This window comes from Bacillus sp. AFS040349, from assembly GCF_002577655.1.
Taxonomy (GTDB): Bacteria; Bacillota; Bacilli; order Bacillales; family Bacillaceae; genus Metabacillus.
Genome location: NZ_NUMC01000031.1, coordinates 140,243 through 158,459, shown reverse-complemented (window position 1 = coordinate 158,459; position 18,217 = coordinate 140,243). Strand labels below are relative to the sequence as shown.

15 protein-coding genes are annotated in these 18,217 nt (G+C 35.5%); all 15 read right to left on the bottom strand.

Features of this window, described 5'->3' with window-relative positions; translation table 11 throughout:
* Window positions 1–270: 270 nt before the first annotated feature.
* The 15 genes from COD11_RS08605 to pnp all read right to left on the bottom strand — a co-directional run bounded on the left by COD11_RS08605 (window position 271) and on the right by pnp (window position 18,122).
* Window positions 271–1,347 carry a BMP family lipoprotein gene (locus COD11_RS08605; protein WP_098796352.1) on the bottom strand — a complete coding sequence of 359 codons (1,077 nt, stop codon included), beginning with the start codon at window positions 1,345–1,347 and terminating at the stop codon, window positions 271–273.
* Between the two features lie 200 nt (window positions 1,348–1,547).
* Entirely contained in the window at window positions 1,548–2,273 is a 726-nt protein-coding gene (locus COD11_RS08600) for a GntR family transcriptional regulator (protein WP_098796351.1), read from the bottom strand.
* 331 nt (window positions 2,274–2,604) lie between these two features.
* Window positions 2,605–4,983 (bottom strand): FtsK/SpoIIIE family DNA translocase, encoded by a 2,379-nt coding sequence (locus tag COD11_RS08595; protein ID WP_098796350.1) that lies wholly within the window; start codon window positions 4,981–4,983, stop codon window positions 2,605–2,607.
* Between the two features lie 162 nt (window positions 4,984–5,145).
* On the bottom strand, window positions 5,146–5,370 hold the full coding sequence (locus COD11_RS08590; protein WP_098796349.1) for a YlzJ-like family protein: 225 nt from the start codon (window positions 5,368–5,370) through the stop codon (window positions 5,146–5,148).
* Window positions 5,370–6,104 carry a ClpP family protease gene (locus COD11_RS08585; protein WP_098796348.1) on the bottom strand — a complete coding sequence of 245 codons (735 nt, stop codon included), beginning with the start codon at window positions 6,102–6,104 and terminating at the stop codon, window positions 5,370–5,372. The genes COD11_RS08590 and COD11_RS08585 overlap by 1 nt, the downstream gene beginning before the upstream one ends.
* A gap of 132 nt (window positions 6,105–6,236) precedes the next feature.
* Window positions 6,237–7,904 carry a ribonuclease J gene (locus tag COD11_RS08580; protein WP_212135137.1) on the bottom strand — a complete coding sequence of 556 codons (1,668 nt, stop codon included), beginning with the start codon at window positions 7,902–7,904 and terminating at the stop codon, window positions 6,237–6,239.
* Between the two features lie 214 nt (window positions 7,905–8,118).
* Window positions 8,119–8,997, bottom strand: coding sequence for a 4-hydroxy-tetrahydrodipicolinate synthase (dapA, locus tag COD11_RS08575; protein ID WP_098796346.1), 879 nt, complete (start codon window positions 8,995–8,997; stop codon window positions 8,119–8,121).
* 97 nt (window positions 8,998–9,094) lie between these two features.
* Window positions 9,095–10,312 (bottom strand): aspartate kinase, encoded by a 1,218-nt coding sequence (gene dapG / locus COD11_RS08570; protein ID WP_098796345.1) that lies wholly within the window; start codon window positions 10,310–10,312, stop codon window positions 9,095–9,097.
* Window positions 10,313–10,381: 69 nt separating this feature from the next.
* Entirely contained in the window at window positions 10,382–11,425 is a 1,044-nt protein-coding gene (gene asd, locus COD11_RS08565; protein ID WP_098796344.1) for an aspartate-semialdehyde dehydrogenase, read from the bottom strand.
* A 125-nt stretch (window positions 11,426–11,550) separates the two neighbouring features.
* On the bottom strand, window positions 11,551–12,153 hold the full coding sequence (locus COD11_RS08560) for a dipicolinate synthase subunit B (RefSeq protein WP_098796343.1): 603 nt from the start codon (window positions 12,151–12,153) through the stop codon (window positions 11,551–11,553).
* Window positions 12,150–13,052 carry a dipicolinic acid synthetase subunit A gene (gene dpaA / locus COD11_RS08555; RefSeq protein WP_098796342.1) on the bottom strand — a complete coding sequence of 301 codons (903 nt, stop codon included), beginning with the start codon at window positions 13,050–13,052 and terminating at the stop codon, window positions 12,150–12,152. The genes COD11_RS08560 and dpaA overlap by 4 nt, the downstream gene beginning before the upstream one ends.
* A 216-nt stretch (window positions 13,053–13,268) precedes the next feature.
* Complete coding sequence (locus COD11_RS08550; protein WP_066337647.1) at window positions 13,269–13,529, bottom strand: YlmC/YmxH family sporulation protein; 261 nt, start codon at window positions 13,527–13,529, stop codon at window positions 13,269–13,271.
* Window positions 13,530–13,616: 87 nt separating this feature from the next.
* Complete coding sequence (locus tag COD11_RS08545; protein WP_098796341.1) at window positions 13,617–14,858, bottom strand: M16 family metallopeptidase; 1,242 nt, start codon at window positions 14,856–14,858, stop codon at window positions 13,617–13,619.
* 30 nt (window positions 14,859–14,888) lie between these two features.
* Window positions 14,889–15,869 (bottom strand): polysaccharide deacetylase family protein, encoded by a 981-nt coding sequence (locus COD11_RS08540; protein ID WP_098796340.1) that lies wholly within the window; start codon window positions 15,867–15,869, stop codon window positions 14,889–14,891.
* A 132-nt stretch (window positions 15,870–16,001) separates the two neighbouring features.
* Window positions 16,002–18,122 carry a polyribonucleotide nucleotidyltransferase gene (pnp, locus tag COD11_RS08535; RefSeq protein ID WP_098796339.1) on the bottom strand — a complete coding sequence of 707 codons (2,121 nt, stop codon included), beginning with the start codon at window positions 18,120–18,122 and terminating at the stop codon, window positions 16,002–16,004.
* Window positions 18,123–18,217 lie beyond the last annotated feature (95 nt).

Genomic DNA, 18,217 nt, shown 5'->3' with positions numbered 1-18,217 from the left:
AGCTGGTATGAAAATCACCAAATGCAAATCTACTAAATCTTTCATTATCTTGATGACATAATTTAATTAACTAACTATAACCCTCTATAGTTGCTTTTATGTATTTGAAGTCATCAATCATCGTACAAAAATAAATTTAATAAATTATTAGAATATTTGCATTTAATGATTTTCAGGAATAAGGGCTGACTTTTATCTGTAAAGACACCCCACAAATTATTATTGTTGGAGGAGTCTAAAGATTATCTAAGTCAGCCCTACCCCTATTCATTATTTTGTTGGTACTTCGATTTCACCATTAACAATTTTTTGCTCATATTCTTCTACTTTTGCTTTTACCTCATCAGATAAATGCTCATCGCTTGGAGCAATACCAATTGCTTCTTCTTCAATACCATACTCAATTACTTGACCACCAGGGAACTCACCAGCTTTTGCTTTTTCAGCAAGGTCCTTCACAGCAACGTCTACACGTTTAACCATAGATGTAAGAGTAATATTGAATTCTTCACCATCTTTTGTTGTACCGTTACCTTCTTCGTGTTGATCTTTATCTACTCCAATAACCCATAGTTCACGGTTTGGATCTTCTACTTTTAAGTCAATTGCTTCAGAAAATACACCATTACCTGTACCACCAGCAGCATGGTAAATAATATCAGCGCCTAAACCATACATACTTGATGCAATTTGCTTACCTTTTGCAGCATCCCCGAAAGAACCAGCATATTGAACTTCAACAGTTGCATCAGGGTTTACAGCTTTAACACCTTCAATAAATCCAACTTCAAACTTCTTGATAAGATCACCCTCAACACCACCAACGAAACCAATTTTGTTTGTTTTCGTTGTTAAACCAGCAACAACACCTACTAGGAATGATCCTTGATGTTCTTTGAATGTAATGCTTGCAACATTAGATTGTTCTACAACACTATCAACAATTGCAAAGTGTGTATCTTTTTGTTGTTGAGCAATTTCATCAACAGCTGGTTGTAATAAGTAACCAATACCATAAATTAAATCAAAATTCTTACGAGCTAATGTATTTAAGTTTGTTGCATAATCTGCATCACTTTTGGATTGAAGGTAATCAAAACCGTCAGTTCCTTTTTCTAATCCATTTTCTTCTCCATATGCTTGAAGACCTTCCCAAGCAGATTGGTTAAATGATTTATCATCTACACCACCAATATCAGTTACCATTGCAACAGAAAAATTATCTTCTTTTGCTTCTCCGCCGCCTTCACCGCCAGCGCCTTCATTTTTGTCAGCACCACCGCATCCTGCTAACAGTGTTCCTGCAGCAAGAAAAAGTGATAATGCTAATCCATTTCTTTTCTTCATCATTAAAGCCCCCTAAAAAATATTTTAAAATAACAACATAACCTAAACGTATAGCCTATCTTGGCCAACCACCTCCTTAAAGTAAAGAGCTATGTACTCTCATACATTTTAAACAACCTTTAGGAGTTAAGCACGATATAGCGGAGATTTCCTTACATACTTTATTATCGAAAAAGTATGTATCACTATTTATTCTTTACCTATAAACGTTTCCTTACTACATGAAAACTAAAATGGTCCGCTCTAAAATAGTTTAATGAGTATAGTACGGGTTGATCTTGATCATTAAAATGCATTTGTTTTAAAAGCAATAATGATGTTTCGGGATCACATTCTAATATTGGAGAAATTTTTTCATGATAACCGATTGGTTCAATATGTGTAACTGCATAACTTATGTAAATATTTGCTTTATCTTCAAGTAATTTAAACAAAGATTCTTGTTCATGATCAAATGTGTCTGGCAATATTTTAGTTGGGATTTTATCTAAACAATATACAACAGGCTCTCCGTTTGCGGTTCTTACTCGTTCAAGTAAAAATATCTCTTCTGATTTTTCACATTTAAATCTTTTAACATCATCTTCTGTTGCACCAGTAATTGAGGAAGATAAAAAAACAGTACCAGGCTTTAAACCAGCTTGTTCAATCATAGCTGTGACACTATTTAATTGCTCAATACCTGAGGTGAATCTAGGTTTAGAATTAACAAAGGTACCTACACCATGTCTTCTAATGATAACGTTTTCTTCTTCTAGTGTTCGTAATGCTTCTCTTAAAGTCGCTCTACTTACACCTAGACTTTTCGATAATTCGAATTCAGAAGGTAATTTTTCTCTTTCTCGATATGTACCATTTTCTATATCTTCTTTGATCTTATCAATCACTTGTAAATACAAATGCCGATTATCAGATTTTATGGTCATTGAAACGCGCCCCCAGTTATACCCACTATATACAAGAGATCAGACATCAGATGTTATACACCATAGTCTAACCGAAATTACTATATCATGTTTTATACTATAAATAAATAGAAACTAGTAAAAATTGTCGAATAAGGAAAGGAATTCTTTCCTATCGTTTGTTTCTATGGGTGAACTTATACCCATAACATGACTCTTCATACAATGCATTTATATCTTACTCTTTTTGTCACATTTTGTCGACGAATTTATTATAGTTAAATACCAAAACCAATTAAAAAAACTAAACAGAAATCAACTTATTAAAAGGTGTCTCTGTTTAGTCATGATATTAAGAAGTAATGTCTTCATGTTTTTCTTTTGAAAGAAGGACTTCTCGTGGTTTGCTTCCTTCATATGGTCCGACTATTCCTCGTTCTTCCATCGCATCTATTAATCTTGCAGCCCTAGTATATCCAACACGAAATCGTCTTTGAAGCATAGATACAGAGGCTGTTTGCATGTCAACAACAAGTTGTACAGCTTCATCAAACAATTCATCATCAACTTCACTAGTTGATTCTACAACCTCAGTTGGAATCATTTCTTCCTGATATTGAGCTTTTTGTTGAGCAATAACAAAGTTAACTGTTTGTTCTACCTCTTCATCGGATAAAAATGCACCTTGTACCCGAACTGGTTTAGAGGCACCAACAGGTAGGAAGAGCATGTCCCCTCTTCCTAGTAGCTTTTCAGCTCCTCCCATATCTAATATGGTTCTTGAATCTGTCATGGATGAGACACTAAAGGCAATACGAGAAGGAATATTTGCCTTAATAACACCTGTAATAACATCAACTGATGGACGCTGTGTCGCAATAATTAAATGTATTCCAGCTGCACGTGCCATTTGCGAAAGCCTCGTAATGGAATCTTCTACATCAGAAGAAGCTACCATCATTAAGTCTGCAAGCTCATCAACAATTACAACAATATATGGGAGTTCCGGTTGCTTCGCTTCCTCTTCACGGTTATTTCTTTTTATAACTTCATTATATCCCTCTATGTTTCTTGTACCTGTATGGGAGAAGAGCTCATATCTTCTTTCCATTTCATTAACAACTTTTTTTAATGCTTGTGATGCTTTTTTAGGATCTGTCACTACCGGAGCAAGCAAATGTGGTACCCCATTATATACATTTAACTCAACCATTTTTGGATCAATCATCATCAACTTGACTTCATGTGGTTTTGCTCTCATTAAAATACTAGTAATGATACCGTTAATACAAACACTCTTTCCGCTTCCTGTAGCACCTGCAACTAAAAGATGGGGCATTTTGTTTAGTTCAGCTAAAACCGCATCACCTGAAATATCTCTTCCTAGCCCTATTAATAATTTAGCATCTGGTCTATCATTTGCTTTTGATTCTAATACTTCTCTTAATGAAACCATTGCGATTTCTGAATTAGGTACTTCTATTCCAACTGCTGATTTCCCCGGAATAGGGGCTTCTATTCGAATATCTTTTGCTGCTAATGCTAGTGCAAGATCGTCACTTAAGTTGACAATTTTGCTAACCTTTACTCCGACATCAGGATAAACTTCGTATTTGGTAACAGCAGGACCTAAATGAACTTGTGTTACTTTAGCTTTTACACCAAAGCTTTGAAACGTTTTTTCAAGTTTCCTTGCATTTTCATAAATATTTTTCTTATCTGCATGCTGTGAATTTTGTTTTGGAGCTTTTAACAAATCAAGTGGTGGTAGCTTATAATCTTTATTTTCTACTTCAACAAATGATATTTTTTGAAGTGCCTCATTTACTTCACTGGATTCATTAGATGATTGTTGTTGCTTTTCTTGATCTGCTTTTCTTTCTTTAGGATCGCGAGAAGGTTGTTTTTGTTCTTCCATTGTATGTATAATCATTTCTTGCTGACCATTCTCTGTGTCAGAAAAGCTTGATATGATTGGTTGAAGTACACCTTCTTCATCCTCTAAATCTTCTTCCATTATTTCATCATCATAATCTTTTTTCTCTTTCTTCTTCTTTTTAGGCTTTTTCTTCTTTTGCTGCTGTCTTAAGGCTTTAGGTAGATTTTTCATATCTTCTAAAAAGCCAATTGTTTGATTCTTGATAAATCCACCAATAGGGAGAAGAACCTTCGCCATTGTAGCTTGAAGGGATTTTCCAGTAATCAAAAGTACTCCAATTACAATTAAGACAATTGCTATAATTTTTGAACCAGCCTCTGCAAATAAATAATAGGATGCAGCAAACAATACCGCTCCAATTATCCCCCCACCTAAATCAACAGTACTTGCTTCACCTTTTACTTCCATCCAAAACAGCTCAAGAGTATTAGAAATCACACTTGGTGAAGCGAAGGTACCATTATGTGAAAGCATTTTAAATAATGTCACATGACTTAATAATAACAATGATGCTGTTACGCAATATATTCCTATCATTTGTCTGCTAAATAAAGTAGGGATCTGCCGTTTCCATATAAGGAATAGTGAAAACAGGACAATTCCAATAAGGAAGAGCATGTACCATTCGCCACTAAAGAATCGAAATAAATGAACAAATGTTGTTCCCACAAATCCAAGCTTTGAAATTGTAATAAGAGCAATGGCTAAAATGATTAAGCCTGCCAACTCAAACTTTAGGGTCTTCTTCCAATCATCCTTTGACTGTTTCTGTCTTCTTTTTCGTTTTGCCATCTTTTATCACCTTTGTTTCTTTCTAATATGTAATTATATGTGTAAAATTAATGCAGCCAAAGGCATAATGCACAGTTTTTTTGTTATTTTAAATACAATGAAGAAAGCAGCCGAAATGGCTGCCTTATAAAAGAAGATCTATTTTATTATACCATAACAGAACTAGATGGTAGAAAGGGACATTGTAATTTTTTGACCTGGACATAATTCTGAATTTAAATAGTGCTGTGGATCACTACTTAATACTCGTATAATCTCGTATTGGGCATTCTCAGATTGTTGAACAAGCAGTTGTATTCCGTTCATTTCGATGATTGATTGCTTTTTATATTCTTCGTCTGTATGAGGAAACATAAGTTCCTCTGGCATCATTGTATAATAAATCATTATTGAAGCACCTGATCATCATCATTTTTTTCAAGTAAGCTATTGAGCTTTTTAATTGCTTGTCCAACGCCGCCTACTTCGTTTATCAAACCATATTCCACAGCATCCGCTCCAACGACATTCGTTCCGATATCACGAGTTAGGTTGCCTTTAGACAGCATAAGCTCTTTAAATTTCTCTTCACTAATATGTGAATTCTTTGTTACGAAATTAATAACACGCTCTTGCATTTTGTCTAAATATTCAAAAGTTTGTGGAACCCCAATAACAAGACCTGTTAATCTTACTGGATGAATAGTCATTGTTGCAGACTCTGCTATGAAAGAATAATCACAAGATACTGCAATTGGAACCCCAATTGAATGGCCTCCACCTAAAACAATCGATACTGTTGGTTTAGATAAGGATGATAGCATCTCAGCTATCGCAAGTCCCGCTTCAACGTCTCCACCAACGGTATTAAGAATAACTAATAAACCTTCAATATTTGGGTTTTGTTCAATTGCAACAATTTGAGGAATAACATGCTCATATTTCGTTGTTTTATTTTGTGGTGGTAGTTGAATATGTCCTTCAATTTGTCCCACAATTGTTAAGCAGTGTATTTTTGAATCGTTTCCCATTTGAGGAACATTCGTTTGTCCTAATTGTTGGATTTTTTCTACAATAGAGCTCTCTTTTCCTTCTGGTTTTTCCGTAGCCTCATTTTTTATGTAATGATCATGATTTGTCATGTTAGCCATCCTTTCTATTTCATTCTTTCTGTAGTATTGACAACCTTACTATTTTCATACGAATGAATAGAAAAGAGACAAAACAAAAAGCATTGAAAGTACTCAATGCTTTTTAACTAACATAACACTAGATTAAATTTCCATGATAATTGGAAGAATCATCGGTCTTCTCTTAGTTTTTTCATATAAAAATTGATTTAATGATTCACGAATGCTCAGTTTAATTGAAGACCATTCAATAGAGTGTTCCTGCATACTTCGTTCTACGATGTTTGATACAACCTTAGTCGCTTCTCCGATTAGTTCCTCAGATTCCCTTACATATACGAACCCTCTTGTGATAATCTCAGGACCTGAGGTTATCTGCTTTTTCTGCTTATTAAGTGTTACGACTACAATTAAAATTCCATCTTGTGATAATAATCTGCGGTCTCGAAGAACGATATTACCAACATCGCCAATCCCTAAACCATCAATCAGAACATTCCCTGAAGGTACTTTTGCACCAGTGTAAACATTCTGTCCTTTGAACTCTACTACTTCTCCTTTATCAACTAAGAAGATATTTTGAGGTTCAATACCAACTTGTTTTGCCAGTTTTTCATGAGCCTTTTGCATTTTAAATTCGCCATGAATTGGTATAAAATATTTTGGCTTTGTTAAATTAAGCATCATTTTTAATTCTTCCTGATGCCCATGTCCCGAAACATGTATTTGTTTTTGTCCAAAAATTACATTGGCTCCTGCTCTACTTAATAGATCAATGGTTTTAGAAAATACCAGTTCATGACCAGGTATAGGTGTCGCAGCAATAAGAACAGTATCTCCATCTTTCACATTCACCAATTTATGTGACTGCTTAGCCATTCTAGATAAAACAGCAAGTGGCTCGCCATGGTTACTTGTCGTTAATATGGCCACTTCATTTGATTCATGTTTATCAATTTCATTTACGGAAATGAAGAGTTCTTCTTCAACAGAGATGTAGCCAAGACTTATCGCTAAATTTAGTATACTCTTCATATTTTTTCCAACAACAGCTAATTTACGATTGTTTTTCACTGCCGCATTAATTACTTGTTGAATTCGATATAAGTTTGAAGCAAAAACAGCAACTATTACTCTTCCATCTGCATTGTACATAACATCTGAAATTTCTCCACCTACTCTGGCTTCTGAACCAGAATAACCTGGTCTTTCTGCATTTATACTATCAGATAGTAAGCATAAGACACCGTTTTCACCTAACTTAGCAATTTTACCGATATCCATATGACTATCAGCTACTGGTGTTTGATCAATCTTAAAATCTCCAGTATGAATAATTGCTCCCATAGAAGTTTCAAAGCTAATACCTACTGAATCGGGGATACTGTGATTTGTTCTAAAAAACGAGATTTCTGTACTTGGAAATGACAATATCGTTTCATTATCAACTTCTTTAACAAACACAGATTGTCTCATACGATTTTCTTTTAACTTTTCTCCAACCAGAGCCAAAGTAAGCTTTGTCCCATAAATTGGAACACTTAAATTATTGAGTAAATAAAAGATTCCACCGATACTTTCATCATGACCATGTGTTAAAAAGATCCCCTTTATTCTTTCCTCATTTTCCTTAAGGTAAGTAATATCCGGTATGACCATATCAATTCCTAGCATACTATCTTCTGGATACATTAAGCCGGCATCAATAACAAATATGTCAGAATTAATTTCAACAACAAACATATTTTTTCCGACTTCTCCTACTCCACCTAAAGCAATTAATTTTATATTTTCTGTTTTTTCCATGTAAATCCTCCCCACTGAAGTACCCGTTCAACGTCACTTAGAAATATTATAACTGATGAAAGAAATGGAATACAAGGAAATTTTCGCCGTATAATATATGAGTCTTTTTTCAACATGCATAAATGATTTAATTTAAGGGATAAAAAGTTTATTAAAGAAAATAAAAAGAAGAGACACCTGAGTAAGTTTTTTCTTACCTCAAGCATCCCTTCTTCTATTCTTATCTTAGGTTTTTATCAATAACATCCATTAATTCGTTTCGTTCCAAACTTGTTAATGGTAATAAAGGTAAGCGTACTGATCCAACATCCAAGCCTTTAACTTGAAGTGCTGTTTTTACCGGACTAGGGTTTGGAGCAGCAAATAGTTGTTTCATAATTGGTAATAAAGTACGATGCTGTTCTGCTGCTTGGGCATGATCACCATTTTCGAAAGATGAGATCATTGCTTGCATTTCGTTCCCAATAATATGTGAAGCAACGGACACTACACCATTTCCTCCTATTGAAAGGGCTGGTAGAGTTAAACCGTCATCACCAGTATATAGTGCGAATTCAGCGTCCGTTTTTGAAATGATTTCGGCCATAGCATCTAAATTACCGCTTGCTTCTTTTATTGCTACGATGTTTGGAATTTCCGATAACCTTACAATTGTATCTACAGTCATGTTAATCACACTTCTACCAGGAATATTATATAACATTACTGGCAGCTTTGTAGATTCTGCTATTGTTTTAAAGTGCTGATATAAACCTTCTTGACTTGGCTTATTATAATAAGGAACAACAAGCATAATAGCATCTACACCAGCTTCTTCAGCTTGCTTAGTTAATTTAATGGAGGCAGCTGTGTTATTGCTGCCTGTTCCAGCGATAACAGGAACTCTTCCATTAACTTCCTTAACAGAGTGTTTAATTAATGCAACTTTTTCCTCAGTACTTAAAGTTGGAGATTCACCTGTTGTACCCGCAATAACTAATGAATCAGAACCATGATTTATAAGGTAATCAATCAATGTTGATGTTTTTTGAAAATCAATATTTCCATTTTTATCAAATGGTGTTACCATTGCTGTTGATACTTTACCAAAAAGACCCATTCTTACCTTCACTCCTTATGTTGCATTCTGACGTAAAATGCTTCAGCGCCATATTTCCTTATGAATCAAGGAAATTCCAAGCATTTTTTCTCTCTTTTTATTCTGATAGATCAAAAGCTTCATGTAAAGCATTGACCGCTTTTATCATATCATGTTCTTTTACAAGTACCCATATTGTTGTATGGCTATCTGCAGATTGTAGAATTTGTATCCCTTGTTGTGATAAAGCTGTTACGATTTTTGAAGTTACACCTGGAACCCCCATTATACCAGCTCCAACTGCAGATACTTTTGCACAATGGCGGTTAACGATAGGTTCATAACCTAACCCCTCAAGTATATCAATGGCCTGATTCGTTACTTCATCTGTAACAGTATATATCACTGATTTAGGTGTGATGTTGAAGAAGTCAACACTGATTCCTTCTTTTGCCATTGCCTTAAATACTTCTGTCTGCACATCATAATGTCCTTCTTTTGCTGCTACTTTTATTTGAGTTACATTTGAAACATGAGCAATTCCGGTAATAAGGCTTTCATGAACATCACTGCCTTTTTTAGCGGAATGATTTGTCGTAACTAATGTTCCTGTTGATTTTGAATAAGTGGACCTAACTCGTATCGGCACCTCTGCTTGCATAGCAATTTCCACTGCACGAGGATGGACTACTTTTGCTCCTTGGTAAGCAAGGTTTACAATTTCAGTATACGTGACTTTTGTCAAAGGCTTTGCGTTCTCAACAATACGAGGATCTGCTGTCATTACCCCTTCAACATCTGTAAAAATATCCACATATTCAGCCCCTAATGCTGCACCAAGAGCTGCTGCCGAAGTATCACTGCCTCCTCTTCCAATCGTCGTGGTATCTCCACTTTTTATGGAAGCTCCTTGGAATCCAGCCACTACAACTACATCTTGATTAGCTAGGATATCTAATAAGCGCTCACAATCCATTTCCAGAATTTTCGCATTTGTATGATCGTCATTTGTCACAAATCCAGCCTGTGCTCCAGTTAGGGAGGTAGCTTTAATCTTATTTTGATTTAAGAGGCTGGAAAAGACAATTGAAGAAATAACTTCACCACAAGAAAGTAGCATATCTTGTTCTCTTTTAGAAATGTTATCAATATTTCCATAAACTAAGTCTAAAAGTGTGTCAGTAGCATAAGGATCGCCACTTCTACCCATGGCCGAAACGACTGCCACAACTTTATAGCCATCATTTAATGCATCTTTAATATGCCCGAGAGCCATTTGACGACCACGATCATCCTTGACGGACGTTCCTCCGAATTTTTGAACTATAATTTTCAAGTGTAACACCTCTACTATAGACGTGAGAGAAGAGAGCTGGCAAACCGCCATGCTCTCTTCCTATACAGGTTAAACTAATTGTAATTTAACTAAACTTTCAGCGATTTGTACAGAATTCCATGCAGCACCTTTTAATAGATTATCAGAAACAATCCACATGTGGAAACCATTATCGCGGTCTAAATCTTTACGAATTCTGCCTACGAAAACATCATTCTTTCCAACACAATTTGCCGGCATTGGATATAACTGCTGAGATGGATCGTCTTGAAGAGTAATTCCATCTGAATTTTTCAGCAACTCTTTTAGTTGCTGTGCTGAAACATCCTCTGAATCAACTTCAACATAAACAGACTCAGAGTGACCAGTTTCAACAGGTAATCTTACACAAGTTGCAGCAACATGCAACTCTGGCATAGTCATAATTTTCTTCGTTTCGTTAATCATTTTCATTTCTTCAAATGTAAATCCATTTTCTTGGAACTTATCAATTTGTGGAATCGCATTAAAAGCAATCTGATAATGCTTTTCATCACTACCTACAGGAAGAATTTCCGGAGTAAATTCTTCACCGTTTAAAATAGCTTTTGATTGTTCCTTTAGTTCGTTAATGGCAGCTGCACCAGCTCCTGAAACTGCTTGATATGTTGATACAATTACTTTATTTAAGCCATACTGCTTACGGATTGGTTCAAGGGCTACAACCATTTGAATAGTTGAACAGTTTGGATTTGCAATAATTCCGTTATGATTCTTTAAAGCTTCTTCGTTTACTTCAGGTACTACTAAAGGAACATTTTCATCCATTCTATATGCACTCGTATTGTCTACAACAATTGCTCCTCGTTTTACAGCTTCTGGAGCAAATTGCTTAGATACACTTCCACCTGCACTGAATAACGCAATTTGTACGCCTTCAAAGCTTTCTGGTGTTGCAACTTGAACAGTATATTCTTCATTCTTGAACATTACCTTTTTACCGGCAGAACGCTCAGAAGAAAGCAAAGTTAGTTTTGAAATTGGAAAATTACGTTGTTCTAAAGTATGAAGCATTTGTTGCCCTACTGCTCCTGTTGCTCCGACTACTGCTACATGATAACCTCTTGCTTCCATTTAACACTAGCTCCTTCCAGCTATATCTTTATACTGTATATAGCTTCAAATCTTTTACGTATTATTCTATCACATTAATTGTCGAATGGATTAAAAATTTATGATTCTTTCATTGAATTGTGCAATTAATTCTCTAAATCACGGAATTTTTCTACAACTACCGGTTGAAATTGTTTACCTTCTAAAGCTGCTACTACCGTATCTAACAATGATTCCATTCTTGCCACCATTGAATTTGGCTTTTTATCTGGCATATCCTGACCAAATGGAATAAAGTAGATATCTTTTGTTGCCATAAGACGCATTAAGTTTACACCATTTAGTCCTAATGCATCATTTGTAGAGATCCCAAGTACTACAGGACGATGAGTCCGAAGAGTAGCCTTAGCTGCCATTAATACGGGAGAGTCTGTTAAAGCATTGGCAAATTTACTCATGGAGTTACCTGTTAATGGTGCGATAACCATACAATCAAGTGGCAATTTTGGTCCCAGTGGCTCTGCCGCCACAATTGAGTCAATTACTTTATTGCCAGTTAATTCTTCAACTTTCTCTACCCATTCTCCAGCTTTACCAAAACGTGTAGTTGTATTTTTCACAGTATGAGAGACAACTGGTATAATGTCAGCTCCTTCATCCATTAATGACTTAATTTGTGGATATACCTCTTCATATGTGCAGTGAGAACCTGTCATTCCAAATCCAATTCTTTTTCCTTCTAATTTCATGAAGAAGACCCCTTTCCATCTATTTTTAAATCACCCAAAAGTTGTGATAAAACATTTGCAACAATTTGCCCGGCTGATTTAGGTGCAACGATTCCAGGCAATCCTGGAGCTAATAATGCTTTAATTCCACGTTTTTCTGCATACCGGAAATCAGTTCCCCCTGGCTTAGATGCCAAGTCTACAATTAACGTGTGTGCCGGCATATTTGAGATTACCTTTGCTGTGACTAATAAAGATGGAATCGTGTTGATACAAACATCGATGTCTTTCACTTCTCGTTGAATATCGTCAATATGAAATGGTGTAAGCCCCATTTCTGTAATTCTTGCTAGATCTGCTGTATCTCTGGCACCTACTTTAACTTTTGCACCTAGTGAGTTAAATGTTCTTGCTACACTCATTCCGACTCTCCCTAACCCAAGGACTGCTATGGTTGAGCCATGAATTGTAATATCAGTATGCTGAATGACCATCATAATTGTTCCTTCTACTGTAGGTATTGAGTTATATATAGCAACATCATCTCGTTCAAATAATCGAATTAATTTTCTATTTGTTGCACTTACAAGGTTATCTAGATAGGAATTTGAGATGCCGGAATATATCGTACAATGAGAAGGCGTTTGTTCTAGTAATTCTTCTGATAAAATAACTTCTTCATTTGAAAATACAGTATCTACAACCCCCTCATGATTCGTTCCGGGGATAGGTAAAATAATGGCATCTATTTCATTAAATTGAACCTCATCTATCTTGACTTTTGTAGCACCTGTAAAACCATGATCAAGCTGATCAAAACCGATGAGCAAAAGCTTTGCATCAAGTTCAGTCAATTTACGGATAACTTCTAGCTGCCTTGCATCGCCACCGATTACAGCTACGTTTAATCCAGTTAACATGTCGAAAGTTCACCTTCTTTTACATGTGTTTCTAATTTCTTTTTTTAAATCCTAGGATAACTTACTTCAACATACTATGTAGAAATAGTTGTATGGGTGAATAAACAGAAGAAATTAAAGAAGAGTCTTTTTAGGTGACGGAGATAGAAGAACCTTAAACGGAAATAGTAAGTTTCTAAACAAAAAAACGATTGGCATAACACCAATCGTTAACAGTTAAGATTCAATTTTTTCAATTTGCTCATCTGGAATATCAAGAATAATCATATCTGTTCCGATCTTTTTAATATGCTGCCAAGGAACTCGGATTTCTTGTCCTTGCTTTCTTAAGCCGAACCATTTTAATGAAGGAATAATTAATGTAGTAATTTGACCAGTTTGCTCATTAATTTCTAAATCAGTTTGACCAAGTACTCCCAAGCGCTCAGCACGCTTAACATCTACAATTTCTTTTCCACTTAATTCACTTAATCTCATGTCCATTCCCCCTTAATATATCTTATCAATGGACCGCATAAAAAAATGCCTACAATTATGAAAAATAGTAGGCATTTTTTGCTTCAATTAAGATTTTAAACTCTCCGGGAGTGTTCCATCAGGACTTATTAACGCTACAGAATAAGAATCTGTAAACACCTGGTTAGCTAAAGTATTAACACTTTCTTCAGAAACCTCATTTACTTTGTCAATGATTGAATCTAATGAACGGTGATAGCCTAGTAAGAGCTCGTTTTTACCATTTCTGCTCATTCTGCTATTCGTACTCTCAAGACTAAGCATTAGGCTTCCTTTCATTTGTTCCTTACTGTTTGCTAATTCTTTTGCAGTAATTCCATCTGCTTTTAAAGTTGATAATGTTTCCTGAATTGTTTCAAATAAAACATTTAATTGATTACTTCCTGTCCCACCATAAATTGTAAGAAGTCCGTTATCTGCATAAGAAGAATGGTAGGAGAAGACAGAATACGCAAGTCCTTTTTGTTCACGTACATCCTGGAACAAGCGACTGCTCATACTTCCACCTAATATATTATTTAAAACAATTAAGCTATATATATCATCATGACCGACTTCTAGCCCATTGTAACCTAAACAAAGATGTGCTTGTTCCGTATCCTTTTGCTTGGCTAATTTCTGATCCATGAACGTCGGTTTTCCGATTTGGTGTTTTTGAGCATTTGTTTCATAAGAACCGAAGAATTTCTCAACTTCTTTAATAAAACCTTCAGATACATTTCCTGCAACAGAAACAACAACATTTTCAGGAGTATAGTGATTGTTCATATACTCTCTTAATGTATCACCGTTAAAAGATGCAAGAGTTTCTTCAGTTCCTAAAATAGGGTAACCTAGAGGATGATTACCATAAGTAGCTTTACTTAAAATATCATGTACAATATCATCAGGTGTATCATCGTACATTTTAATTTCTTCATAAACAACATTCTTTTCTTTTTTCAATTCTTCCTCATCAAATGTTGAGTTGAAAAACATGTCTGATAACACATCAAGCGCATAGTTAGCATGGTCATCAAGAACTTTTGCATAATAACAAGTATATTCTTTAGAAGTAAAAGCATTAACTTGACCACCAATGCTATCAAATGACTCAGCAATTTCACGAGCTGATCTTGTTTTTGTTCCTTTAAAAAACATGTGCTCTAAAAAATGGGAAACTCCGTTTATTTTTGGATCTTCATTACGGGAGCCTGTTCCAATCCATACACCGATTGCAACTGATCGAACCGTCGGGATATTTTCCAATACAATTCTTACTCCATTTTGACAAGTATATTTTTTGATCAAAAAAGTTCCTCCTTCATGTTGCCATTCTTCCTAATTATCCTCATCTACATCTTTTGTTGATAACCTTTCCTCATTTACAAGCATTGATACAGATCCGAAGGAATAACCTTTTTGTTTAATGGATAAAATTAACGTTTCAAGGCTCTCAGATGTAGAGGAAGTAGGATGCATTAAAATAAGTGCTCCATTATGAACTTTACTCATTACTCTTGAAACTAACACATGTGGCTCTGGGCGCTGCCAATCGATCGTGTCTACGCTCCACATAACTGTTTTCATGCTCATATCATTCGCAATTTTTACGACCTCATTTTTAAAGCTACCACTTGGGGGAGCAAACCAAGTTGGAGTAATATCAGTTACTGATTTTATCACTTCGTTTGTCTTCGAAAGTTGTTCTCTTATATTACCGCTGGATAATTGACTCATATCTGGATGTGAATAGGAATGATTTCCGATTTCATGGCCTGCATCTACTATCATCATTGCCATATCCGGATTTTCTTTTACCCACCTTCCTTCAAGAAAAAAGGTGGCCTTTACATGGTACTTATTAAGAGTCTCAAGCATATCAGGTATGTACTCATTTCCCCATGCTACGTTAATAATGAAAGACACCATCGGTTTATCGGGATGTCCACGATAAATTGGCTCAGCAGGTAAATCCTCTAAATGAACAGAAGGCTTGACTTGTCGGTATACAAGAAGGCTTTCATCAAAGGTCCCCTTTGCTTTCATCTTCTTGTAAGACTGATCTATATCCACCTCTAAACCATTATATCCAGGCGTTGCCTTCCATACTTTATGTACTTCCGCATTTTGAGCAGGAATATTGTATTCCGGTGCTTTTGCTGCTATTTCTTCATATAATTCGTCTTGATGTTTAGACACTGTTACACTAGCATGCTTTATTTGATCAACATATGAAGATGTAAATGGATTTTGTAAAAATCCGATGCTAACAATTAAGATTAAGGCAAATCCTACGATATGAATCATTTTCCTTTGCATTCAATATCCCCCTTTTCACTAAAAAATATGTAAAAAGGGGACAAGGTAGAACAAAAAACGGAATACTATAGTAACATCTTTGATCTTTTAAATCGAAAAAGAAGACCGGATACCCTGGCCTCCTTTATAGAATCAACCTTGCTGTTCTGGTTGATTTTCTTTTTGTTCTTTCAATACTGCTTTTCTAGATAAATTAACACGACCTTGTTTATCAATTTCAGTTACCTTAACTAGTAGCTCGTCACCAATTGACACAACGTCTTCAACTTTTCCAACACGTTCCTCTGCAAGCTCTGATATGTGAACTAAACCATCTTTACCTGCAAAAATTTCTACAAATGCTCCGAATTTTTCAATTCGTTTTACTTTACCAAGATATAGTTGTCCAACAACAACTTCTCGTACGAGATCTTCAATAATTTTCTTTGCTTTTTGGTTCATCTCATCATTTACTGATGAAATGAAGACAGTACCATCTTGTTCGATATCAATCTTTACTCCAGTTTCTTCAATAATTTTATTAATTTGCTTTCCACTTGGACCAATAACATCTCTAATTTTATCTGGATTAATCTTCATTGTTAAGATTTTAGGTGCATATTGAGAAAGCTCACCTTTTGGAGTAGAAATGGTAGCAAGCATTGATTTTAATATTTCCATACGACCCTTTTTCGCTTGTTGTAGTGCTTCTTCAAGTATTTCTCTTGATAAGCCTTCTATTTTAATATCCATTTGTAAAGCCGTTACACCTTTATCAGTACCAGCTACTTTAAAGTCCATATCACCAAGAGCATCTTCCATACCTTGGATGTCTGTTAAAACTGTATAGTGTTCTCCTGATTTTACAAGTCCCATTGCAATTCCGGCAACAGGAGCTTTAATAGGTACACCAGCGTCCATCATTGCTAAAGTACTTGCACAAATACTTGCTTGTGAAGTAGAACCATTTGATTCAAGAACTTCTGATACTAAGCGAACTGTATATGGAAAATCTTTCTCAGATGGAATAATTGGTTCTAATGCTCTTTCACCTAACGCACCATGTCCAATTTCACGTCGTCCTGGTCCTCTCATAGGTCCAGTTTCACCAACGCTAAATTGCGGGAAGTTGTAATGGTGCATAAAGCGTTTGGATTCCTCGATACCAAGTCCATCAAGAATTTGAACATCCCCAAGCGCTCCAAGTGTACATATACTTAATGCTTGAGTTTGTCCACGTGTAAACAACCCTGAACCATGTGTTCTAGGTAATAACCCAACTTCAGAAGACAGTGGGCGAATTTCATCAACACCACGTCCATCAGGTCTTACTTTTTCTTCTGTAATTAATCGACGTACTTCCGCCTTAACAAGTTTTGATAAGATTTGTTTAACCATCTTAATGGTGCTCTCATCAGCTTCTTGTTCCACATATTTCTCAACAACTTTGTTTTTCACAGCGCTGATTGCATCTTCACGAGCATGTTTCTCTTGAACCTGAATAGCTTGTAATAAGTCACCCTCTGCAAACTCTCGAATTTCTTTTTCAAGGTCTGCATCAAGATCAAATAGTTCAATTTCCATTTTTTCTTTTCCAACAGCTGCAGCTACTTCCTCTTGGAAAGAAATTAAACGTTTTATTTCTTCATGTCCAAACATAATAGCTTCTAACATTGTTTCTTCTGGAACTTCATCAGCACCAGCTTCAACCATATTAATCGCATCTTTTGTACCAGCTACTACTAAATGAATATCACTTTGTTCTGCTTGTTCAACTGTTGGGTTAATAACAAATTCATTATTGATTCTTCCAACAGTTACACCTGCAATCGGTCCCTCAAAAGGAATATCAGATACACAAAGTGCTAATGAAGATCCAAACATTGCAGCCATTTCAGAAGAACAATTTTGATCAACACTCATCACAATACTAATAACCTGAACTTCATTTCTAAAACCATCAGCAAATAAAGGTCTAATTGGACGGTCAATTAATCGGCTGGCTAATATAGCTTTTTCACTTGGTCTTCCTTCTCTCTTGATAAATCCTCCTGGGATTTTCCCTACAGCATATAAACGCTCCTCGTAATTAACTGTTAACGGAAAAAAATCTAAAGGCTTTGGATCTTTTGAAGCGGTGGCAGTACTTAAAACTGCCGTATCGCCATAACGAATCATTACAGACCCGTTTGCTTGTTTTGCAAGCTGGCCAATTTCAACAGTAAGGTTTCGACCTGCCCAATCTATGGAGAACGTTTGTTTATCTTGTCCCATATATGTAAAACTCCTTCTCTATTTAGTCACGTTATGTAATAGTATGAACCAATTAAATTCAACATATCAATGTAGTTTTTATATGTAAAGATTTT